Annotated in this window: 15 protein-coding genes and 1 pseudogene; 10 read left to right on the forward strand and 6 right to left on the reverse strand. The window is 72.0% G+C overall.

Annotated features, from left to right (window positions below):
* Nucleotides 1-147 precede the first annotated feature (147 nt).
* Nucleotides 148-612: an NUDIX hydrolase gene (locus LZF96_RS10495; protein ID WP_233869273.1), complete on the forward strand. Its 465-nt coding sequence runs from the start codon at nt 148-150 to the stop codon at nt 610-612.
* 55 nt (nt 613-667) lie between these two features.
* Here LZF96_RS10495 and LZF96_RS10500 read toward each other — a convergent pair whose 3' ends face one another.
* Both LZF96_RS10500 and LZF96_RS10505 read right to left on the reverse strand, forming a co-directional pair.
* Nucleotides 668-880: a hypothetical protein gene (locus LZF96_RS10500; RefSeq protein ID WP_233869276.1), complete on the reverse strand. Its 213-nt coding sequence runs from the start codon at nt 878-880 to the stop codon at nt 668-670.
* Between the two features lie 183 nt (nt 881-1,063).
* Nucleotides 1,064-1,453 carry an ATP-binding protein gene (locus tag LZF96_RS10505; protein ID WP_374203188.1) on the reverse strand — a complete coding sequence of 130 codons (390 nt, stop codon included), beginning with the start codon at nt 1,451-1,453 and terminating at the stop codon, nt 1,064-1,066.
* Nucleotides 1,454-1,714: 261 nt separating this feature from the next.
* Here LZF96_RS10505 and LZF96_RS10510 point away from each other — a divergent pair, with 261 nt between their 5' ends.
* A complete protein-coding gene (locus tag LZF96_RS10510) occupies nt 1,715-2,596 on the forward strand; it encodes a helix-turn-helix transcriptional regulator (RefSeq protein ID WP_233869282.1) in 882 nt (293 codons plus the stop codon).
* Entirely contained in the window at nt 2,593-2,802 is a 210-nt protein-coding gene (locus LZF96_RS10515; protein WP_233869285.1) for a DUF397 domain-containing protein, read from the forward strand. Before LZF96_RS10510 ends, LZF96_RS10515 begins: the two co-directional genes overlap by 4 nt.
* A gap of 51 nt (nt 2,803-2,853) precedes the next feature.
* On the opposite strand, the gene LZF96_RS10520 is transcribed toward LZF96_RS10515, so the two are convergent.
* Both LZF96_RS10520 and LZF96_RS10525 read right to left on the reverse strand, forming a co-directional pair.
* Nucleotides 2,854-3,381 carry an NUDIX hydrolase gene (locus LZF96_RS10520; RefSeq protein ID WP_233869288.1) on the reverse strand — a complete coding sequence of 176 codons (528 nt, stop codon included), beginning with the start codon at nt 3,379-3,381 and terminating at the stop codon, nt 2,854-2,856.
* 193 nt (nt 3,382-3,574) lie between these two features.
* On the reverse strand, nt 3,575-4,744 hold the full coding sequence (locus tag LZF96_RS10525; RefSeq protein WP_233869291.1) for a LacI family DNA-binding transcriptional regulator: 1,170 nt from the start codon (nt 4,742-4,744) through the stop codon (nt 3,575-3,577).
* Nucleotides 4,745-5,058: 314 nt separating this feature from the next.
* On the opposite strand from LZF96_RS10525, the gene LZF96_RS10530 reads away from it, so the two are divergent.
* From LZF96_RS10530 to LZF96_RS10550, 5 genes are all read left to right on the forward strand, one after another.
* Nucleotides 5,059-6,234, forward strand: a complete 1,176-nt coding sequence (locus LZF96_RS10530; protein ID WP_233869294.1) for a Gfo/Idh/MocA family protein — start codon at nt 5,059-5,061, stop codon at nt 6,232-6,234.
* Between the two features lie 61 nt (nt 6,235-6,295).
* On the forward strand, nt 6,296-7,465 hold the full coding sequence (locus LZF96_RS10535) for a dihydrodipicolinate synthase family protein (RefSeq protein ID WP_233869297.1): 1,170 nt from the start codon (nt 6,296-6,298) through the stop codon (nt 7,463-7,465).
* Entirely contained in the window at nt 7,462-8,298 is an 837-nt protein-coding gene (locus tag LZF96_RS10540) for a sugar phosphate isomerase/epimerase (protein WP_233869300.1), read from the forward strand. Before LZF96_RS10535 ends, LZF96_RS10540 begins: the two co-directional genes overlap by 4 nt.
* Before the next feature lie 569 nt (nt 8,299-8,867).
* On the forward strand, nt 8,868-11,093 hold the full coding sequence (locus LZF96_RS10545; RefSeq protein WP_233869303.1) for an ATP-dependent RecD-like DNA helicase: 2,226 nt from the start codon (nt 8,868-8,870) through the stop codon (nt 11,091-11,093).
* A 374-nt stretch (nt 11,094-11,467) separates the two neighbouring features.
* Nucleotides 11,468-12,790, forward strand: coding sequence for a citrate synthase (locus LZF96_RS10550; RefSeq protein ID WP_233869306.1), 1,323 nt, complete (start codon nt 11,468-11,470; stop codon nt 12,788-12,790).
* Nucleotides 12,791-13,804: 1,014 nt separating this feature from the next.
* Here the strand turns inward: LZF96_RS10550 and LZF96_RS10555 are convergent.
* Both LZF96_RS10555 and nhaA read right to left on the reverse strand, forming a co-directional pair.
* The gene (locus LZF96_RS10555) at nt 13,805-14,086 is read right to left on the reverse strand and encodes a heavy-metal-associated domain-containing protein (RefSeq protein WP_374203189.1); all 282 of its coding nucleotides are present in this window, start codon (nt 14,084-14,086) and stop codon (nt 13,805-13,807) included.
* A 212-nt stretch (nt 14,087-14,298) separates the two neighbouring features.
* The gene (gene nhaA / locus LZF96_RS10560) at nt 14,299-15,678 is read right to left on the reverse strand and encodes a Na+/H+ antiporter NhaA (protein WP_233869312.1); all 1,380 of its coding nucleotides are present in this window, start codon (nt 15,676-15,678) and stop codon (nt 14,299-14,301) included.
* Between the two features lie 528 nt (nt 15,679-16,206).
* Here nhaA and LZF96_RS10565 point away from each other — a divergent pair.
* Both LZF96_RS10565 and LZF96_RS10570 read left to right on the forward strand, forming a co-directional pair.
* A complete protein-coding gene (locus LZF96_RS10565; protein ID WP_233869315.1) occupies nt 16,207-16,851 on the forward strand; it encodes a hypothetical protein in 645 nt (214 codons plus the stop codon).
* Between the two features lie 107 nt (nt 16,852-16,958).
* Nucleotides 16,959-19,052, forward strand: a pseudogene (locus tag LZF96_RS10570) (hypothetical protein); the annotation flags it as partial.
* Nucleotides 19,053-19,155: the final 103 nt, after the last annotated feature.

Here is a 19,155-nt window from a genome sequence, read left to right on the forward strand (position 1 = left end):
GGCGGCCCCGCGGCTCGGCGACGCTCCGTCCGGAGGGGCCGAACGGATGGGCTCGTTCGCCGGACCCGGCCACCCGCGCGTGACGGCCCTATCCTGGCCGGGGTGCCCGGGGCGGGCGCCGTCCCCGGCCGAAAGGACGCGAATCCCGTGTCGCTTCTCGTGGATGCCGACCTGATGGACGAGTTGACCGGGGCCGCCCGGCGGGACGGTGTCGAGCGACACGTGGTCGGTGCCGTTGTCGCCGACGACGAGGGGCGTGTTCTCCTCCTGCGCCGCCGGGCCGATGAGGACCACCTCCCCGGCCTGTGGGAACTCCCCTCGGGACGCGTGGAAGCGGGCGAGAACCCGCTCGACGCGCTGCGTCGGGAGGTGAGGGAGGAGACCGGACTGACCGTCACCGCCGTCGAGGAGTACCTCGGCACGTTCGATTACCGCTCGGGGAGCGGGCGGGCGACCCGTCAGTTCACCTTCACGGTGCGCGTCGCCCCGGACGGGGACCTCCGGCTCGCCGAACACGACGCCGCCGTCTGGGCCGCCCCGGACGACGACCACCACCCCGTCTCCCCGGAGGTCCGCGACCTCCTCGCCCTCCACCACACCGGCACCGGCTGACTCGGGGTACCCGCCTCCGGGCGCCCGCGCCCCACCGGCGACGTGGGCGCGGAACTCACCACCAGCGGGTTTTCCTGATCCCCACCGGGACCGGATCGCCGAGTACCACCACGACCGTCCGCCACATCCGCCCGCTCTCCAGCGCGTGGCGCACGGTGCCCTCGGAGAAGGCGCGCTTGGCCATCAGAACCCCTTGCGACGCACCCTCGGGATCGCGCGCCAGGAGGTCGGTGAGAGCTTCCATCACCGCGAACTGCGCCTCCTGCAACGTGCGCGCCCGCGTGGTTCTCTCCCCGACGGTCACCCTCAGAGAGGCGCGGAAGGGTGAATGTTCCGCGGCCCCGCCTCCGTGATCAGGGGTCGGGAAGCGGTGCCCGAGTCGAAAAGAAAGCCTGCCGCACATGCGATGAGGCATCCGAAGGACTGGATGGTGTCCGCTCCGCCTCATCGCTCATGATTGCCCGACGGGCTCCATGGGCACGGTGAACCAGACCCACTTTCCTCCGGGCACGCAGGTGTAGCCCAGGCTGGTGGTCATGTCCCGAAGCAGGAGCAGGCCCCGCCCGCCTTCGGCACTCCACGCGGGGATCGTCACCGCGGGAACCTCACGACACCTGTCGAACAGCCGTACCCGGACTTCGTTTCCGAGGTGGTGAACCTCCAAGCGACACCTCGGATCCTCGACATGCTTGATCACATTCGTGATCAGTTCCGAAACGCCCAGTCGCACCAGTGCCACGGCGTCGGGGCAACCACCCCATCCCCGGACCAGGGACGCGACCTCCTCCCGTAGGCGTCGCACCACTTCCGGGGACGCGGTTGTCGCGCATGAGTACGGCACCGTCCCGGCTGAGGCTTTCTCGGGTGTGGAGGTGAGGGGCGCGCCGTCGCCTCGCGACCCGAAGTCGGACAAGGAAGAACTTTGGGTTACCGATTGACCGCTCTGTGTCATGGGAACAGAGTGCCCTCAAGGGTGCCGAAAAACAACATGCCCGAAGAACAATGTTGTTTCATGACATCGGAGAGGTGGCGCTTGGTAGCGTCGGCGTGTCCGACTGAGCCGGTGTCAGTCGAGCCTCACCCATGAAGGAGTGCGTTCGTGATGGTCCCCCGGACCCGTCCCACCGTCCGTCGCAAGCGCCTCGGGGCTGTCCTCAGGCGGCTCCGCCTGGCGGCAGGGGTGTCGATGGAGGAGGCGGCGCAACGCATCGATGGTGACAAGCCCAAGCTCTCCCGCATCGAGAACGGGCGCATGAATGTTCGCCGTCTCGAAGTTGAGGCTCTGCTCGATCTGTACGGCGTCACCGATCGAGCCACTGTCGCGGCTCTGGTCGAGCTGGCGCGACAGGGGCGAAGGAAGGGGTGGTGGCACCAGTGCGGCCAGGATCTCGACGAGAACTTTCAGGAGAGGTTGGACCTGGAGGACGATGCGGTGCGGATCCACGTCTACCAGCCCTTTCTGATTCCCGGCTTGCTACAGACTCCCGAGTACGCCCGTCGGGTCATCCGGGGAGCCGAGCGGGACGCCGGTGAAGCCGAGATCTCGAAGTGGGTTGAGATGCGCATGGCCCGACAGGGCATCTTCGCCCGGAGTCCGGCTCCGGGATTCGTCTGTGTGTTGGACGAGGCGGTTCTCCGCCGACGGGTCGGTGGACCCGAGGTTCTGGCCTCGCAGTTGGAAGCGCTTCGGGAAAGGGCTCGGCCGCCGGAGGTGACCATCCAGGTCATCCCGTTCGGGGAAGGGTGGCACGCCGGTCTCGATGGGGCTTTCGCCATCCATGGCTATCCGGATCCGCTGGAACTGGACATCGTGTCCATCGACTACCTGGACGGCACTCTGTACCTGGAGGAGGATGCGAGTGTCGAGAGGTACCGGAGGGCCTTTGACCAACTACGGGCCTCGGCCCTTTCCTCGCGGCAGTCGATGGAACTGCTCACGCGCTACGCGCGTGAGCTGAGGGAAGAAGTGGTGGAAACCCGATGACCCGATCCGGAGGGGCCGACGGTGCGTGGCGGAAGTCCAGCCACAGCGCCGACAATGGTGGTCAGTGCGTGGAGATGCGGGACGTGGACGGAACCCACGTCGCGGTGCGGGACAGCAAGGACACGGTACGAGGGGCCATTCGGACTCCCCGCGAGGCATGGGGCGTGTTCCTGGCCGGTGTCACGGGTGGTGCCACCGGTTCCTGATCCCCGGCGTACGCGCCTTCGGTCTCTCGTCTCGCATGGCCGGGCCGGGCATCACTCCCGGGTGAGGGCGGCGAGGTGGAGGTCCACGGTCTGGAGTCGTCCGCCCGGCGGCGGGGTGGTGCCGTCCCACCAGAGGGTGGCGGCGATCTCGTCGTTCGGCGCGAAGGGCACCGCTCCGAGCGCCCCGGGATCGGCGATCGCGGCGGTGAACAGCGCCCCGCGCGAGGGCGGGTGCCCGACCAGCGTGGTGTACGGGAAGCCGACGAACCGCAGGTCGTCGGCGGCCACGACCAGCCCGGTCTCCTCCCGTACCTCGCGGGCCGCCGCCGTGCGCGGGGTCTCGCCGGGGTCGATGCCGCCGCCGGGCAACTCCCAGCAGCCCCGCTCCCGTTCGAGTACCAGCAGCAACCGGTCGCCGTGCCACAGCGCGGTGAGGACGTAGGTGAGGGCGTGGTCGGTCGGCGGCCGGTGTTCCGGGGTCCGGGCGAAGTCCAGCAGCGCGATGCCGAGCGGCCCGGTGGCCAGGGGCGTCGACGGAGGAGGTCCGGGCACGGGGTCGGGGGCGCCGGTGGTGGTCATGGCCGCAGCGTACGGCGTCGGTCCCGCCTTCCGGGAGGGGCATCCGGTGCCCGGTACCCCCGCGACGCCGGACTCTCTCCGCGCCTCCCACTCCGCGCCCCCGACCGTCGCCGCCGGCCACCCGGTACTCCCCACCGGCGCCCCGGCGCCCCGGCGCCCCGGCGCCCCGGCGCCCCGGCGCCCGCCCGCCCGGTCAGCCGGCCCGCGCCGGGCGCGGACCGGAGGGCGGCGGCGCGGTGGAGGCGCGCACCCGCAACTCCGCGTCGATGACGGCCACACCGCCCGGCGGCGGTTCCTCCACCCCCAGCGCGAGCAATCCGGCCCGGGCGCCCGCCTCGTGCAGCGGTAGTCGGACGGTGGTCAGCGCCGGCGCGGCCTCGGCGGCGAACGGCAGGTCGTCGAAACCGGTGACGGAGACGTCCTCCGGCACCCGCAGACCGACCTCCCGCAGCGCGGCGCAGGCCCCCAGCGCGACGGTGTCGTTGGCGGCGGCGACGGCGGTCAGTCCGGGCATCCGGCGCAGCAGTTCACGGGCGCCCTCGTAGCCGGAGTCCCGGTCGAAGCGGCCGTGCACGACGCGGTCCCCGATCCCCTCCGCGAGTCCGGCCGCCTCCAGGGCCGCCCGGTGGCCCTCGATCCGGTGCCGGGTGGTGGTGCGTTCGGCGGGGCCGGCGAGGTAGCCGATCTCCCGGTGGCCCAGGGAGATCAGGTGTTCGGTGAGGGCTCGTGCTCCGCCCCGGTTGTCGAAGGCCAGGCAGGCGGGGTGCGGCAGTTCGGCGGGGTGCGGGAGAGGGACCTCGGCGCCCCCGGGCCCACCGGCGGTCGGCGGTGCGGTGTCGTCGGCCCCCTCGGTCCGCACCGGCGGGTCGAGCGGGGGCCTCCCGCACAGCACCACCCTGGCCCCGGCGCGTTCTATGCGGCGCAGCGCGGCGGCGAGGGCGACCTGGTGGGCGGGGTCCTCGACCGCGCCGCCGGTGAGGATGACGGCCGCGGCGCGTTGGCGCTGGAGCAGGGTGAGGTAGGTCAGCTCCTGTTCGGGGGAGCCACCGGTGGTGCAGACGACGGCCAGTTTGCGCCCGCGCGCGTCGGGGACGTCCACCGGCGCGATCTTGGACTGCACGCCCCCGGCGATGATCCCGAAGAAGGGGTCCGCGATGTCGTTGACCAGCACCCCGACGAGGTCGGAGGTGGCGGCGGCCAGCGAGCTGGCGGGGCCGTTGACGACGTATTCCAGCTCCTCCACGGCCCGCAGCACCCGGCTGCGGGTGGTGCCCGCGACCGGATAGTTCCCGTTGAGCACCCGGGAGACGGTCGCGGCGGAGACCCCCGCGCGGGCCGCCACGTCGGCCAGCGTCACTGCCATGCCTTGCCCTCCGGCTGAAAGAAAGCGGACGCGCCCTTGCCAGGGCGCTGGGGGCAGGTTAGCTTTTCCCCGGAGTAGAAAGCGCTTACTACGATGCGGTTGTCCGGTGGGGCGATCACCGGGCGGCCGCATCGGGGCGGGGACACGGACGGGGAACGACGTCCGGGCCCCCGCCTCCGGGCGCGGTCGACCCCGGACCCCGGGAACCCCCCGGAACCCGCACATCCCCGTGCACCACCCCGGCGCCCCGCGCCGACCACCCCGGCGGGGCACGGCCGCGCCGGCACCGAACCACCACTGAAAGGGACACCCTCATGACGCAGGCGGCCAAGGACCGCAAGGTCGTCCGGATCGCGATGAACGGCGTGACCGGACGCATGGGCTACCGACAGCACCTGGTCCGCTCGATCCTCGCCATCCGCGAACAGGGCGGCGTGGACCTGGGCGACGGCCGGGTCATCTGGCCCGAGCCGATCCTCGTCGGCCGCCGCGCGCACGCCCTGAGGGCGCTCGCCGTCACCCACGGGCTGGACCCGGAGACCGCCGTCTCCACCGACCTCGAGGCCGTCCTGGCCGACGACTCGATCGACATCTACTTCGACGCCCAGGTCACCCTCGCCCGCGAGGAGGCGATCCGGAAGGCCATCGCCGCCGGCAAGCACATCTACACCGAGAAGCCCACCGCCACCGGCCTGGAGGGCGCCCTCGACCTGGCCCGGCAGGCCGCCGCCGCCGGCATCAAGCACGGCGTGGTGCAGGACAAGCTCTTCCTCCCCGGCCTGCTCAAGCTCAAGCGGCTCATCGACGGCGGCTTCTTCGGCCGCATCCTGTCGGTGCGCGGGGAGTTCGGCTACTGGGTCTTCGAGGGCGACTGGCAGGAGGCCCAGCGCCCGTCGTGGAACTACCGTGCCGAGGACGGCGGCGGCATCACCGTCGACATGTTCCCGCACTGGGAGTACGTGCTCAGCGAGCTGTTCGGTCGGGTGGAGAGCGTGCAGGCGCTGACCACCACCCACATCCCCGAGCGCCGCGACGAGCAGGGCAAGCCCTACGCCGCGACCGCCGACGACGCCGCCTACGGCCTGTTCCGGCTCGAGGGCGGGATCGTCGCGCAGATCAACTCCTCCTGGGCGGTGCGGGTCAACCGCGACGAGCTGGTGGAGTTCCAGGTGGACGGCACGGAGGGCTCGGCCGTCGCCGGTCTGCGCAACTGCCGGGTCCAGCACCGCGCGCTCACCCCGAAGCCGGTGTGGAACCCGGACCTGCCGGTCACCGAGCGGTTCCGCGACGGCTGGCAGGACGTGCCGGACAACACGGAGTTCGACAACGGCTTCAAGGCCCAGTGGGAGCTGTTCCTGCGCCACGTGGTGTGCGACGAGCCCTACACCTGGGACCTGCTGGCCGGCGCCCGGGGAGTGCAGCTCGCCGAGCTGGGCCTGCGCTCGGCCGCCGAGGGCCGGCGCCTGGACGTTCCCGAGCTGACCCTGTGATCCCGGCCCCGGTCCACGGACCCGCCGCACCCCGCGCCCATCGCCTTCGAGGACGGACCCCGTGACGATTCTGCTGCCCGGCCCCGACGGGGCCCCGCACCCCTACGAGCCGCGCACCGAACCCGCGTCGCTCGCCCCGGCCGGCGGGCCGCCGGCCTCCCGCACGGTCTACTCGGCCGCGCACGTGGTGGCCGACCCGTTCGTCGACACCACCCCCGACGGCCCGGCCGCCGTGGACTGGGACGCCACCCTCGCCTTCCGCCGCCACCTGTGGTCGCACGGCCTGGGCGTGGCCGAGGCGATGGACACCGCCCAGCGCGGCATGGGCCTGGACTGGGCCGGCGCCGCCGAGCTGATCCGCCGTTCGGCGGCGGAGGCGAAGGCCGTGGGCGGCACCATCGCCTGTGGCGTGGGCACCGACCAGCTCACCGGCCCGGTCGCCGGTGTCGACGAGGTGCGGGCCGCCTACGAGGAGCAGTTGGAGCTGGTGGAGGGGGTGGGCTCGCGGGCGATCGTCATGGCCTCCCGCGCGCTGGCCGCCACCGCCCGCACCCCCGACGACTACCGGGACCTGTACGGACGGCTGCTGCGACAGGCGTCCGAGCCGGTCATCCTGCACTGGCTGGGCCCGATGTTCGACCCGGCGCTGGAGGGTTACTGGGGCAGCTCCGACCTGGACGAGGCCACCGAGACCTTCCTGTCGATCATCACCGAACACCCCGACAAGGTGGACGGCATCAAGATCTCGCTGCTGGACGCCCGGCGCGAGGTCGAGCTGCGCCGCCGGCTGCCGAACGGCGTGCGCTGCTACACCGGTGACGACTTCAACTACCCCGAGCTGATCGCCGGCGACGAGCAGGGCTTCAGCCACGCGCTGCTGGGCATCTTCGACCCGCTGGGGCCGTTGGCCGCGCAGGCGGTGCGGGTACTGGACACCGGTGACACCGAGGGCTTCCGGGAGATCCTGGACCCGACGGTGGAACTGTCCCGGCACCTGTTCGAGGCGCCGACCCGCTTCTACAAGACCGGCGTGGTGTTCCTGGCCTGGCTCGCGGGCCACCAGGAGCACTTCACGATGGTGGGCGGCCTGCAGTCGGCGCGCTCGCTGCCGCACCTGGTGCGCGCCTACCGGCTGGCCGACGGTCTGGGCCTGTTCCCGGACCCGACCCTGGCCGAGGACCGGATGCGGCGCCTGCTGGCGGTGCACGGCTTCGACGGAGGTCCCCGATGAGCGCCCCGGAGCGTTTCTCCATCAACCAGATGACGGTCAAGCAGCTCTCCCTGCCCGAACTGGTCGAGGCGTGCGGGGAGCTGGGCGTGGGCCGGGTCGGGCTGTGGCGCGAGCCGGTCGCCGCGTACGGCCTGGAGGCGTCGGCGAAGCTGGTGCGCGAGGCCGGACTGTCCGTCAGCACGCTGTGCCGGGGCGGGTTCCTGACCGCCGAAGACGCGGCGGGGCGCGCCCGGGCGCTGGAGGACAACCGGGCGGCGATCGACGAGGCGGTGGCGCTGGGCACCGACACCCTGGTGCTGGTCTCCGGCGGTCTGCCGGAGGGCAGCCGGGACGGCGAAGCGCTGGTCGCGGCCCGGGGCCGGATCGGCGAGGCGCTGGCCGAGCTGGTGCCGTACGCGGCGGAGCGCGGGGTGCGGTTGGCGATCGAGCCGTTGCACCCGATGTTCGCCTCCGACCGGTGCGTGGTCTCCACGCTGGACCAGGCGCTGGAGCTGGCCGCGCCGTTCCCGGCCGAGACGGTCGGGGTCACCGTGGACACCTACCACCTGTGGTGGGACGACCGGGTGGCCGACGGCATCGCCCGGGCCGGTGCCGAGGGCCGGATCCACACCTTCCAGTTGGCGGACTGGATCACCCCGCTGCCGGCCGGTGTGCTCAACGGCCGGGGCCAGGTGGGCGACGGCTGCGTGGACATGCGCTGGTTCCGCGAGCGGGTGGACGCGACCGGGTACACCGGGCCGATCGAGGTGGAGCTGTTCAACGAGGAGCTCTGGGCCCGCGACGGCCGCGAACTGCTGGCCGAGACGGTGGAGCGGTTCCGGGCGGCGATCTGAGCCGGTCCGGCACCGGACCGTGGACCGGCACCGGACCACCGGTCGGGGCGGGCCGTCCCCCGACGGACGGACCGCCCCGGGTGGGTGCCCCGGCCCGCGCACCGGCACGGGCCGGGGTGCGCCGGGGTGGAGCGCGCCCGTTTCGGGTCCCCATGCCCCCGTGCGACCGCCCTGTCGCCATGGGTGAGAAACTTTCCCCAAAGAAATACGCTCTGTTGTGCAACCCTTTCGTGTGGTCGCGGGTCGTACCGGGCATCGGGGGAAGCAGGAGGGGATCGAAGGGCCCGGCGCACCGGGCCCTTCGGATGTTCCCGGGTGCTCCCCGGCCCGCGTCGATGTTTTCGGAGGCGTTCCGGGAAATCCCGGTCCCGCTTCCGCCCGGTACCCCGTCCGGACCCCGGCCCGGACCCCGTCCCGGCCCGGACCCCGGCCCGGCCCGGCCTCCGTCCCGGCCCGGCCTCCGGTCCGGGCGCGGCCGGCGCCCGCATCGGTGGACCGCGCCCCGAGCCCTCCTCCCCACCTTTCCCGGCGGCGCCCCGGCTGTCGGCCCGGCCCGATACCGTCGGGGCATGTCGAGTGGTGGTGGCGTATCGGGCGGCGCGGTGCTGGAAGGTGTTCTGGAGCGCGTCACCTACGCCAATGAGGAGAACGGCTGGACCGTCGCCCGGGTGGACGCCGGTCGCGGGGACCTGATCACGGTGGTCGGCGCGCTCTTGGGCGCCCAGCCGGGGGAGTCCCTGCGGATGCGGGGGCGTTGGGGGAGTCACCCCCAACACGGCCGCCAGTTCCAGGTGGACAACTACACCACCGTCCTGCCCGCCACGGTCCAGGGCATCCGCCGCTACCTGGGCTCCGGTCTGATCAAGGGCATCGGCCCCAAGACCGCCGAGCGGATCGTGGACCACTTCGGGACCGACACCCTGGACGTGATCGAGGCCGATCCGAAGCGGCTCATCGAGGTGCCCGGCCTCGGCCCCAAGCGCACCGCGCTGATCGGCGCGGCCTGGGAGGAGCAGAAGGCCATCAAGGAGGTGATGGTCTTTCTGCAGAGCGTGGAGGTCTCCACCTCCATCGCGGTGCGGATCTACAAGGAGTACGGGGACGCCTCGATCACCGTGGTGCGCGAGGAGCCCTACCGGTTGGCCGCCGACGTGTGGGGGATCGGCTTCCTGACCGCCGACCGGATCGCCAAGGCCGTGGGCATCCCGCACGACAGTCCCGAGCGGGTCAAGGCCGGGCTGCGCCACGCGCTCTCCCTCTCCTCGGACCAGGGGCACTGCTTCCTGCCCGAGGAGCGGCTGATCGCCGACTCGGTGAAGCTGCTCCAGGTGGACACCGGCCTGGTCATCGAGTGCCTGGGCGAACTCGCGGAGAAGGGGGAGGGGGTGGAGCGACAGCGGGTGCCGGACCCGGAGGACCCCTCGGGCTCGCTGACGGCCGTCTACCTGGTTCCCTTCCACCGGGCGGAGGTCTCCCTCACCGCGCAGCTCACCCGCCTTCTGGAGCACCCGGAGGACCGCCTGGCCGCCTTCGCGGAGGTGGACTGGGAGGCCGCCCTGGGGTGGCTGGCCCGTCGCACCGGCGCCGATCTGGCGCCCGAGCAGCGGGAGGCGGTCCGGTTGGCGCTGACCGAGAAGGTGGCGGTGCTCACCGGCGGTCCGGGGTGCGGGAAGTCCTTCACGGTCCGCTCGGTCGTGGAGCTGGCCCGGGCCAAGCGGGCCAGGGTGGTCCTCGCGGCCCCCACCGGCCGGGCCGCCAAGCGGTTGGCCGAGCTGACCGGCGCGGAGGCGTCCACCGTCCACCGACTGCTGGAACTCAAGCCCGGCGGGGACGCCGCCTACGACCGCGACCGTCCGCTGGACGCCGACCTGGTGGTGGTGGACGAGGCGTCGATGCTGGACCTGCTGCTGGCCAACAAGCTGGTCAAGGCGGTGGCGCCGGGCGCGCACCTGCTGCTGGTGGGGGATGTGGACCAACTGCCCTCGGTGGGGGCCGGGGAGGTGCTGCGCGACCTGCTGGCGGAGGGTGGGCCGGTGCCCTCGGTGCGGCTGACCCGGATCTTCCGGCAGGCACAGCAGTCCGGGGTGGTCACCAACGCCCACCGCATCAACGCGGGCACCCCGCCGCTGACCACCGGCCTGGACGACTTCTTCCTGTTCGCGGAGGAGGACACCGAGGCCGCCGGCCGGCTGACCGTGGACGTGGCGGCCCGTCGGGTGCCCGCCCGCTTCGGGCTGGACCCCCGTCGGGACGTGCAGGTGCTCACCCCCATGCACCGGGGCCCGGCCGGGGCCGGGGCGCTCAACGGTCTGCTGCAGCAGGAGATCACCCCGGCCCGGCCGGGCCTGCCGGAGAAGCGTTTCGGTGGTCGGATCTTCCGGGTGGGCGACAAGGTCACCCAGATCCGCAACAACTACGACAAGGGGGCCAACGGCGTCTTCAACGGCACGGTGGGCGTCGTGGTCGGCCTGGAGCCCGATGAGCAGCGGCTGACGGTGCGCACGGACGAGGACGAGGAGGTGCCCTACGACTTCTCCGAGCTGGACGAGCTGGCGCACGCCTACGCGGTGACCGTGCACCGTTCGCAGGGCAGCGAGTACCCCTGCGTGGTGATCCCGGTGACGACGAGCGCCTGGATGATGTTGCAGCGCAACCTCCTCTACACGGCGGTGACCCGGGCCAAGCGACTGGTGGTGCTGGTGGGGTCGCGGCGGGCGCTGGGGCAGGCGGTGCGCACGGTGTCGGCCGGTCGTCGGTTCACCGCGCTGGACCACAGATTGGCCGGGGAGGTGTGACCGGCGCCCGGCCGGGGATCACGGGGAGTGACGCGGGGAGGTGCCGTGCCGATCGCCGATCCGAGAGGACGCCGGGCCGTTCCGGGGGCGGGCGGCGAACGACGGATGCGGAGCCGGGCGGAGCAGGGGTCGGTGCGAGCCGAGGGGGATCGGATCGGCTGTTCGAGTGACGATCCGATGAGTCGGCACGGCTTCCGGATGGCGTCCGCGCGACCGCCGGGTGCACAGTGGGAGCTTTTACGGCATTTGTCCGGTACCGTTCCGGCACGGCGTGCCAGGAAAGGGGTCGATTGGCGACCCCGAGTGCACCAAGTGGCCCCGGATGGGGGAGAGTGGAACCAGTCAGGGCACCTCGAAGAAGAGGCACTACGTCGGTGAGGGATGACGTGAGCGAACACCGCGCAAGTGACAACGACAGCGCAGTGGTACTGCGGTACGGCGACGGCGAGTACCGCTTCCCGCTGGTGGACAGCACGGTCGGTGACCGTGGCTTCGAGATCGGCAAGCTGAGGGCCCAAACCGGTCTGGTGACCCTGGACTCCGGTTACGGCAACACCGCGGCCTACCAATCGGCCGTCACCTACCTCGACGGCGAGCAGGGCATCCTGCGCTACCGCGGGTATCCCATCGAGCAGCTCGCGGAGCACGGGACCTTCCTGGAGACCGCCTACCTGCTCATCCACGGTGAGCTGCCCACCGTGGACCAGCTCTCCGCCTTCCGGGGCGAGATCACCCAGCACACGCTCCTCCATGAGGACGTGAAGCGCTTCTACGACGGCTTCCCGCGTGACGCGCACCCGATGGCGATGCTCTCCTCCGTCGTCAGCGCGCTGTCCACCTTCTACCAGGACAGCCACAACCCCTTCGACGAGGACCAGCGGCACATCTCCACCATCCGCCTGCTGGCCAAGCTCCCCACCATCGCGGCGTACGCGTACAAGAAGTCCATCGGGCATCCGGTGGTCTACCCGCGCAACGACCTCGGCTACGTGGAGAACTTCCTCCGCATGACCTTCTCGGTCCCGGCCGAGGAGTACGACCTGGACCCGGTGGTGGTCGGGGCCCTGGACAAGTTGCTGATCCTGCACGCGGACCACGAGCAGAACTGCTCCACCTCCACCGTGCGGCTGGTCGGCTCCTCCCAGGCCAACCTGTTCGCCTCCATCTCCGCCGGCATCAACGCCCTGTGGGGCCCGCTGCACGGCGGCGCCAACCAGGCCGTGCTGGAGATGCTGGAGCAGATCCGGGAGGCCGGCGGTAATGCCGACACCTTCCTGGAGAAGGTCAAGAACAAGGAGGACGGCGTCCGCCTGATGGGCTTCGGCCACCGGGTCTACAAGAGCTTCGACCCGCGCGCGAAGATCATCAAGGCCGCCGCCCACGACGTGCTCTCCGCGCTCGGCAAGGACGACGCGCTGCTGGACATCGCGCTGCGGCTGGAGGAGCGCGCGCTGAGCGATGACTACTTCGTCTCGCGCAACCTCTACCCGAACGTCGACTTCTACACCGGCCTGATCTACCGGGCCATGGGCTTCCCGACCACCATGTTCACCGTGCTGTTCGCGCTCGGCCGGCTTCCCGGCTGGGTTGCCCAGTGGCACGAGATGATCAAGGAGCCGGGTTCCCGGATCGGCCGCCCGCGGCAGATCTACACCGGCGTGGTCGAGCGGGACTACATCCCGGTCGAGCAGCGCTGAACGACACCACCGGGATGTTCCCCCGGTGGTCGGTCCCGTCCGCCGGGGTCCGCCTCGCCCGAATGGGTGAACGGGCCCCGTTCGGCGTTCCGGGCCCCGTGGTGGGTTGTTCCCGCCCCGCACGTGCCCCGGCACCGGGGCACGTGCGGGCGGTCGAGGCGCGCGGGGAAGGGGTGGGGGCCGGGAGCGAGCGGCACTCCCGGGGTGGCCGGGATGATCGCGTACCGTGGTGAAGTGATTACGATCATGCAATGTGACTCAGATCACACATGACTGAGGGCAACTCGGAGCCCCCGGGTCGGTCTAATGGAGTGAGATCGACGTGGTTTCGGCTGGACCCACGTCGGCAGCCGTTCGGACGGGGTCCCGTGGGGGGACGCTCTGCGCCGACGGCACAAGGCGCCTCGCGTCCGGGCCCTGTGGGGGGACTCGGCGTGGGGCGCCTTCCTTTGGTCGGATCGAGCACGCCTCCCCGGTCGAGAGACTCGATCCGGTGACCGGAGTCGTCCCATCCGACCGACCGCCGATGCCTCCGGGCTCCGTTTCCCCGATTTCCCGTGTCCGCCGCTTCCCGCGGTCGCCCCGCCGCCCCGCCGGGTACGGCCGGGTCCCCGCCCCGGGTGCCGACGATCGGGCGGCACCCCGCCACCCACCGGCCCCGGCCGGCGTGGTCCCGGGCTTCCCGTGGCGGAGCGTCCTGCGGTGGGCCGTCGGCTCCCGCCGTCCCGTCCCCGCCCCCGACGCGGGGGCGTCCCCCCGGTGGGTCGGGCGGCCGCTGTGGTCCCCGTTCCCGGCCGCTCGCCGCCACCCGGCCGCTTTCCGGTGCGGCCCCCGGGTCGCCCGTCGCGGGAAGCGTCATCCGGCGGGCCGTCGGCTCCCGCCGTCCCGTCCCCGGGCCGCTTCCGATGTTCTCGCGCGCGCGAAGCCGTCCCCGGCCACCGGTGTACGGCTCCGGGGGCGCGGGGCGGGTGCCCCGAGGGGGCGTGCACCCCGCCCCGCGCCTCGTGGGGGCCGTCAGGCGGTCCCCACGACCTCGTACCCCGCCTCGTCCACCGCGGCCCGCACGGCGGCTTCCTCGAGGGGACGGTCCGACTCCACCGTCACCAGCCCCTCGCCGGCGCGGGCCTGCACGGAGGTGACCCCCGGCAGCGCGGACAGCTCCTGCGAGACCGCCTTCTCGCAGTGGCCACAGGTCATCCCGGAGACCTTCCAGATGGTCCGGTGGGTCGTCTCGCTCATCGTTTCCTCCTCGCGGTTCGGCCGTCGACCGGCCGGTGCGGACGGTCCGCCCGCCATGCCGTCGCTCCGGCACGGATCGGCGGCATCGAGCGACCCACTATACCCCCCGTGGGTATGCCGGGCGGAGTGGGCGGGATGTGTCGGGGGCGTGGGAAACGGGTGGGGCGGTCGGTCGGACACGCGGAAGGGGCCCCGGGGGCGGCACGTGCCGCCCCCGGGGCCCCTTCCCTCTCCGGTGGGGGCGTGTCACGCCCCCACCGGTCCTTCGTTCAGCTCCCGGAACGCGCCGGGACGCCGCCGTCCCCGCCGGCCCCGGTCCCCTCGGACCCGGAGGGGGGGACGGCCGCGCCGCCGCCGGAGCCGTCGTCGCCCGCCGGGACGCCGGCCGGGCCCTCGCCCGGTCCGCCCGGGCCCTCGGGGCCTTCCGCGGAGGCGTACTGCCGGTTCCGCATGCCCAGCACGATGCTCGCGCCGACCGCGGCCAGCAGCGAGGCCAGCAGGACCGCCGCCTTCACGTTCTCCTGAAGCGCCATGTCCTCGGTGAAGGCCAGTTCGGCGATCAACAGCGAGACGGTGAATCCGATGCCGGCCAGCATCGAGGCGCCGGCGATGTCGGCCCATTTGAGGGCCGGGTTGAGATTGATCCGGGTGAGTCTCACCATCAGCCAGCTGGCGCCGAAGATGCCGACGATCTTGCCGAGGAACAGCCCCGTCACGACACCCAGCGCCTCCGGCTGCTGCGGCAGTCCGGTGATGGTCTCGGTGGAGATCACGACACCGGCCGCGAAGAGCGCGAAGATCGGCACGGCCAGGCCGGCGGACCACGGGTGCACGATGTGCTCGACGTGCTCGGCCGGGGAGTGCTTCTCACCCTCGCGCGGGGTGGAGCGCAGCAGCATGCCGATGGCGACACCGGCGATGGTGGCGTGCACGCCGCTGTTGAACATCAGGGCCCAGATCACCAGCGCCAGCGGCACGTAGATGTACCAGCCGCGCACGCCCTTGTGGTGGAGGAACCAGAAGACCGCCAGGCCGACGAAGGAGCCGAAGAGGGCGAGGAGGTTCAGGTTCGAGGTGTAGAAGACGGCGATGACGGTGATCGCGATCAGGTCGTCCACGATCGCGAGGGTGAGCAGGAAGGTGCGCAGCGCCGATGGCAGCCTGCGCCCGACGACGGCCAACACGCCGAGTGCGAAGGCGATGTCGGTGGCCATCGGCACCGCCCAGCCGTCCATGTTGCCGCCCTGCGCGCCGACGACCACGGCGTAGAAGATCGCCGGGACCGCCATGCCGCCGACCGCGGCGACGATCGGCAGGATCGCCGCGACCGGGTTGCGCAGCTCGCCGACGACCATCTCGCGTTTGAGCTCGATGCCGACGATGAAGAAGAAGACCACGAGCAGGCCGTCCGCCGCCCAGTGGCCGATGGACATCCGCAGGCCGAGCTCGGAGATGCCCAGATAATGGTCCCGGACCGAGGCGTAGCCGTCGCCCAGGGGCGAGTTGGCGAGGATCAGCGCCAGGGTCGCGGCGATCAGCAGCATCAGGCCACCGGAGACCTCCAGGCGGAGGAACTCGGCGATGGACCGCCGATCGCGCTCCCGGTACTCGCCGGGCACGTCGGAACTGGGTGCGGACGGGGGCGTCATCAGCGGGGGCCTCCGAAGGCGGTCGGGAACGGGCGGGCGGGCGGTACGTGCCGGTGATGGGGCCGGCCGGATCCGATCGCACCCGACGAACGTTTTTTTGAATGTAGAACGTGTTTTCGATATGGCGGGTTTGTTCCGATCACCCTACCCGTCGCCCCCGGCGGAGGGCCGAGGGTGGGGTCCGGTGACGTCGCGGTCGGCGCGCCGGCGTCCTCTCCCGATCCGCGCGTCGTCCGTCCACGAGATCTCACTACCACGCAGACGGCCGAAAATGCCCCGGGGGCCACATTTTCCCGGGTGACACCCCTCACCCCGGTGGGAGGGGTGCTCGGCGAACGGGGTGTGTCGACACGCCGACGACCGGCCCTCCCCGGGAGGAAGAGGCCCGGTGACACGTCTCCCCCGGAGGCGGGAACCGCTCGGGTCCCGCCCGGCGTCACAACGGGTGAAGGCGGCCCGGTGTTCCCGCGCGGAACCCCGTGGCGTATAAAAGTGGGCGTCATCACCACGGGGGATACGGGGCTCGACATGGGGGACTTCTTCGCGACCGCGACGCAGTTCCCGGTCGTCCTGTTCACCTTCCCCCTGGTCGTCGTCATCGGCTACTGGCTCTTCGCCGCCCTCACCGGCCTCGGGGGCGACCTCTTCGGTGCCGCCGGCACCGACGCGTCCGACGGCGCGGGGGACACGGGAGGCGCCGGCGGCTTCGCCGGGCTCCTCGCCGCCCTCGGCCTCGGGGGCGTTCCGGTCACCGTGGTGTTCTCCTGCGTGATCGCCGTCGCCTGGTTCGTCGCCCTCGTGGGCACCGCCGCCACCGCACACCCACTGGCCCGGATCGGCGTACTCGTCCTGGCCCTGTGGGCCGGCTGGCAGGCGACCTGGCTGCTCGCCCGCCTGCTGCGCCGGGTACCGGGCTTCGCCGCGATGGCCCGCAACGCCGACCTCGTCGGCCTGCTGTGCGAGGTGCGGGTGCGCTGCTCGGCGACCGAGTTCGGCCAGGGACTGGTGTCCCTCCCCGACGGCGGGACCGCCCTGCTCGACATCCGTGCCGACGGCGAGGAAGGCGCCGAGCCCCTTCCGCCCGGCACCACCGTCCTCATCTACGACTACGACCCCGAAGGGGACTTCTACCGGGTCGCCCCGGCCGGCGCCGCCGCCGATCCCCTCGGCTGAGCGGCCCCCGATGGCCCCCGTCCCCGACCCGACCGAACGCGGCCCGCCCATCGCGCCGCCCCGCCCCGCCCCGGACACCACCCGGGCACCGGACCCGAGGGAAACCCATGGACATCGCCTCGCAGGGACTCGGCATCCTCATCGCCGTCATCCTGCTGATCGCGCTGGTGCTGCTGTTCACCATGACCCGTCTCTTCCGCAAGGTCGAACAGGGCAAGGCGCTGATCGTCTCCAAGATGCGCAAGGTCGACGTGACCTTCACCGGCACCGTGGTCCTCCCGGTGCTGCACAAGGCCGAGGTCATGGACATCTCGGTCAAGACGCTGGAGCTGAGCCGGGTCGGCAAGGACGGCCTGATCTGCCAGGACAACATCCGCGCCGACATCCGCATCTCCTTCTACGTGCGGGTCAACAACACCGTCGAGGACGTCATCAAGGTCGCCCAGGCCATCGGCACCGAACGGGCCAGCAACCAGGACACCCTCCAGTTGCTGTTCAACGCGAAGTTCTCCGAGGCGCTGAAGACCGTCGGCAAGCAGCTCGACTTCGAGGACCTGTACGTCAAGCGGGACGAGCTCAAGCAGCGGATCATCTCCGAGATCGGCCGCGACCTCAACGGCTACCGCCTGGAGGACGTCGCCATCGACTACCTCGAGCAGACCCCGCTGGTCCAGCTCGACAAGGACAACATCCTCGACGCCCAGGGCATCCGGAAGATCACCGAGCTGACCGCCGCGCAGCACATCCTCACCAACGACTTCCGTCGCAACGAGGAGAAGGAGATCACCCGGCAGAACGTCGACGCCCGCGAGGCCGTCCTGGAACTCGAGCGCCGCCAGGCCGACGCCGAGATCCGCCAGCAGCGCGAGATCGCCTCCGTCCGAGCACGGGAGGAGGCCGAGGTCGCCCGTGTCCAGGCCGAGGAGCGCCTGCGCTCGCAGACCGCCGCGATCAAGACCGAGGAGCAGCTCGGCGTCCAGAACGAGAACCGCGAGCGCGAGGTCGCCGTCGCCCAGCTCAACCGCCAGCGCGTGGTGGCGGTGGAGAACGAGCGGATCGAGAAGGAGCGCCAGCTCGAGGTCATCGCCCGCGAACGGGAGACCGAGCTGCGGCGGATGGCCAAGGAGAAGGAGCTGGAGGGCGAGAAGCGGGAGATCGCCGACGTCATCCGCGAGCGCATCGCGGTGGAGAAGACGGTCGCGGAGCAGGAGGAGGAGATCAAGAAGCTGCGCACCGTCGAGGAGGCCGAGCGCGACCGACAGGCGCTGATCATCCAGGCCGAGGCCGAGGCGCAGGAGCGACTGGTCAAGGACATCAAGGCCGCCGAGGCCGCCGAGCAGGCCGCCACGCACCGCGCCAAGGAGGAACTGACCATGGCCGAGGCGCGGCGCAAGACCGCCGACCTCGACGCCGCCGCCGCGATCCGACTCGCCGAGAGCCGCCGCGCCGACGCCGCCGCCCCCGGCCTCGCCGAGGCCGAGGTGCAGGAGCGGATGGCCGACGCCGTGGCCCGCACCCGCCGCGTCGAGGCGGACGCGACCAAGGAGATGGGTCTGGCCGAGGCCGAGGTGCAGGAGCGCACCGCCGACGCCATGGCCCGCACCCGCCGAGTCGAGGCGGACGCCGCCAAGGAGATGGGTCTGGCCGAGGCCGAGGCGCTGCGCGAGAAGATGCAGGCCGAGGCCGACGGCCTCAAGGAGAAGGCCGAGGCGATGGCCGCCCTCGACGCCGCGAGCCGGGAGCACGAGGAGTTCCGCCTGCGGCTGGAGGCGGAGAAGGACGTCCGGCTGGCCCGGGTCGACGTGCAGCGACAGATCGCCGAGGCCCAGGCGAGCCTCATCGCCACCGGCCTGGAGAACGCCAAGATCGACATCGTCGGCGGCGAGTCCATGTTCTTCGACCGCCTGGTCAACGCGATCTCGGCGGGCAAGGCGGTGGACGGCTTCGTGGAGAACTCCGGGAGCGTGCGCGCCATGGCCGGCCCCTGGCTGGACGCGGAGAGCTCCACCTTCACCGGTGACCTCGCCGGGATGGTCTCCGGCCTCGGCGCCGCCGGTCTGCGCGACCTCACCCTCGCGGGACTGCTCACCCGACTGATCTCCGACGGCGGACCGCAGGCGGGGGCCGCCCGGGAGCTCCTGGAGAGCGTCCGCGCCTCAGGGCTCGCCGACACGAAGCTCTCGGCGCTCTCGGCATCGGCGGGCTCCGGTCTCCCGGCCCGCGCCCCGATCCCGACCGGCCCCGCCGTCCGCCCCGGCGCCCGGCGTTCCGCCCCCTCGGAAGACCGCCCGCCGCACCCACCCG

It is taken from the genome of Streptomyces sp. ST2-7A (genome assembly GCF_021390475.1).
Lineage (GTDB): Bacteria > Actinomycetota > Actinomycetes > Streptomycetales > Streptomycetaceae > Streptomyces.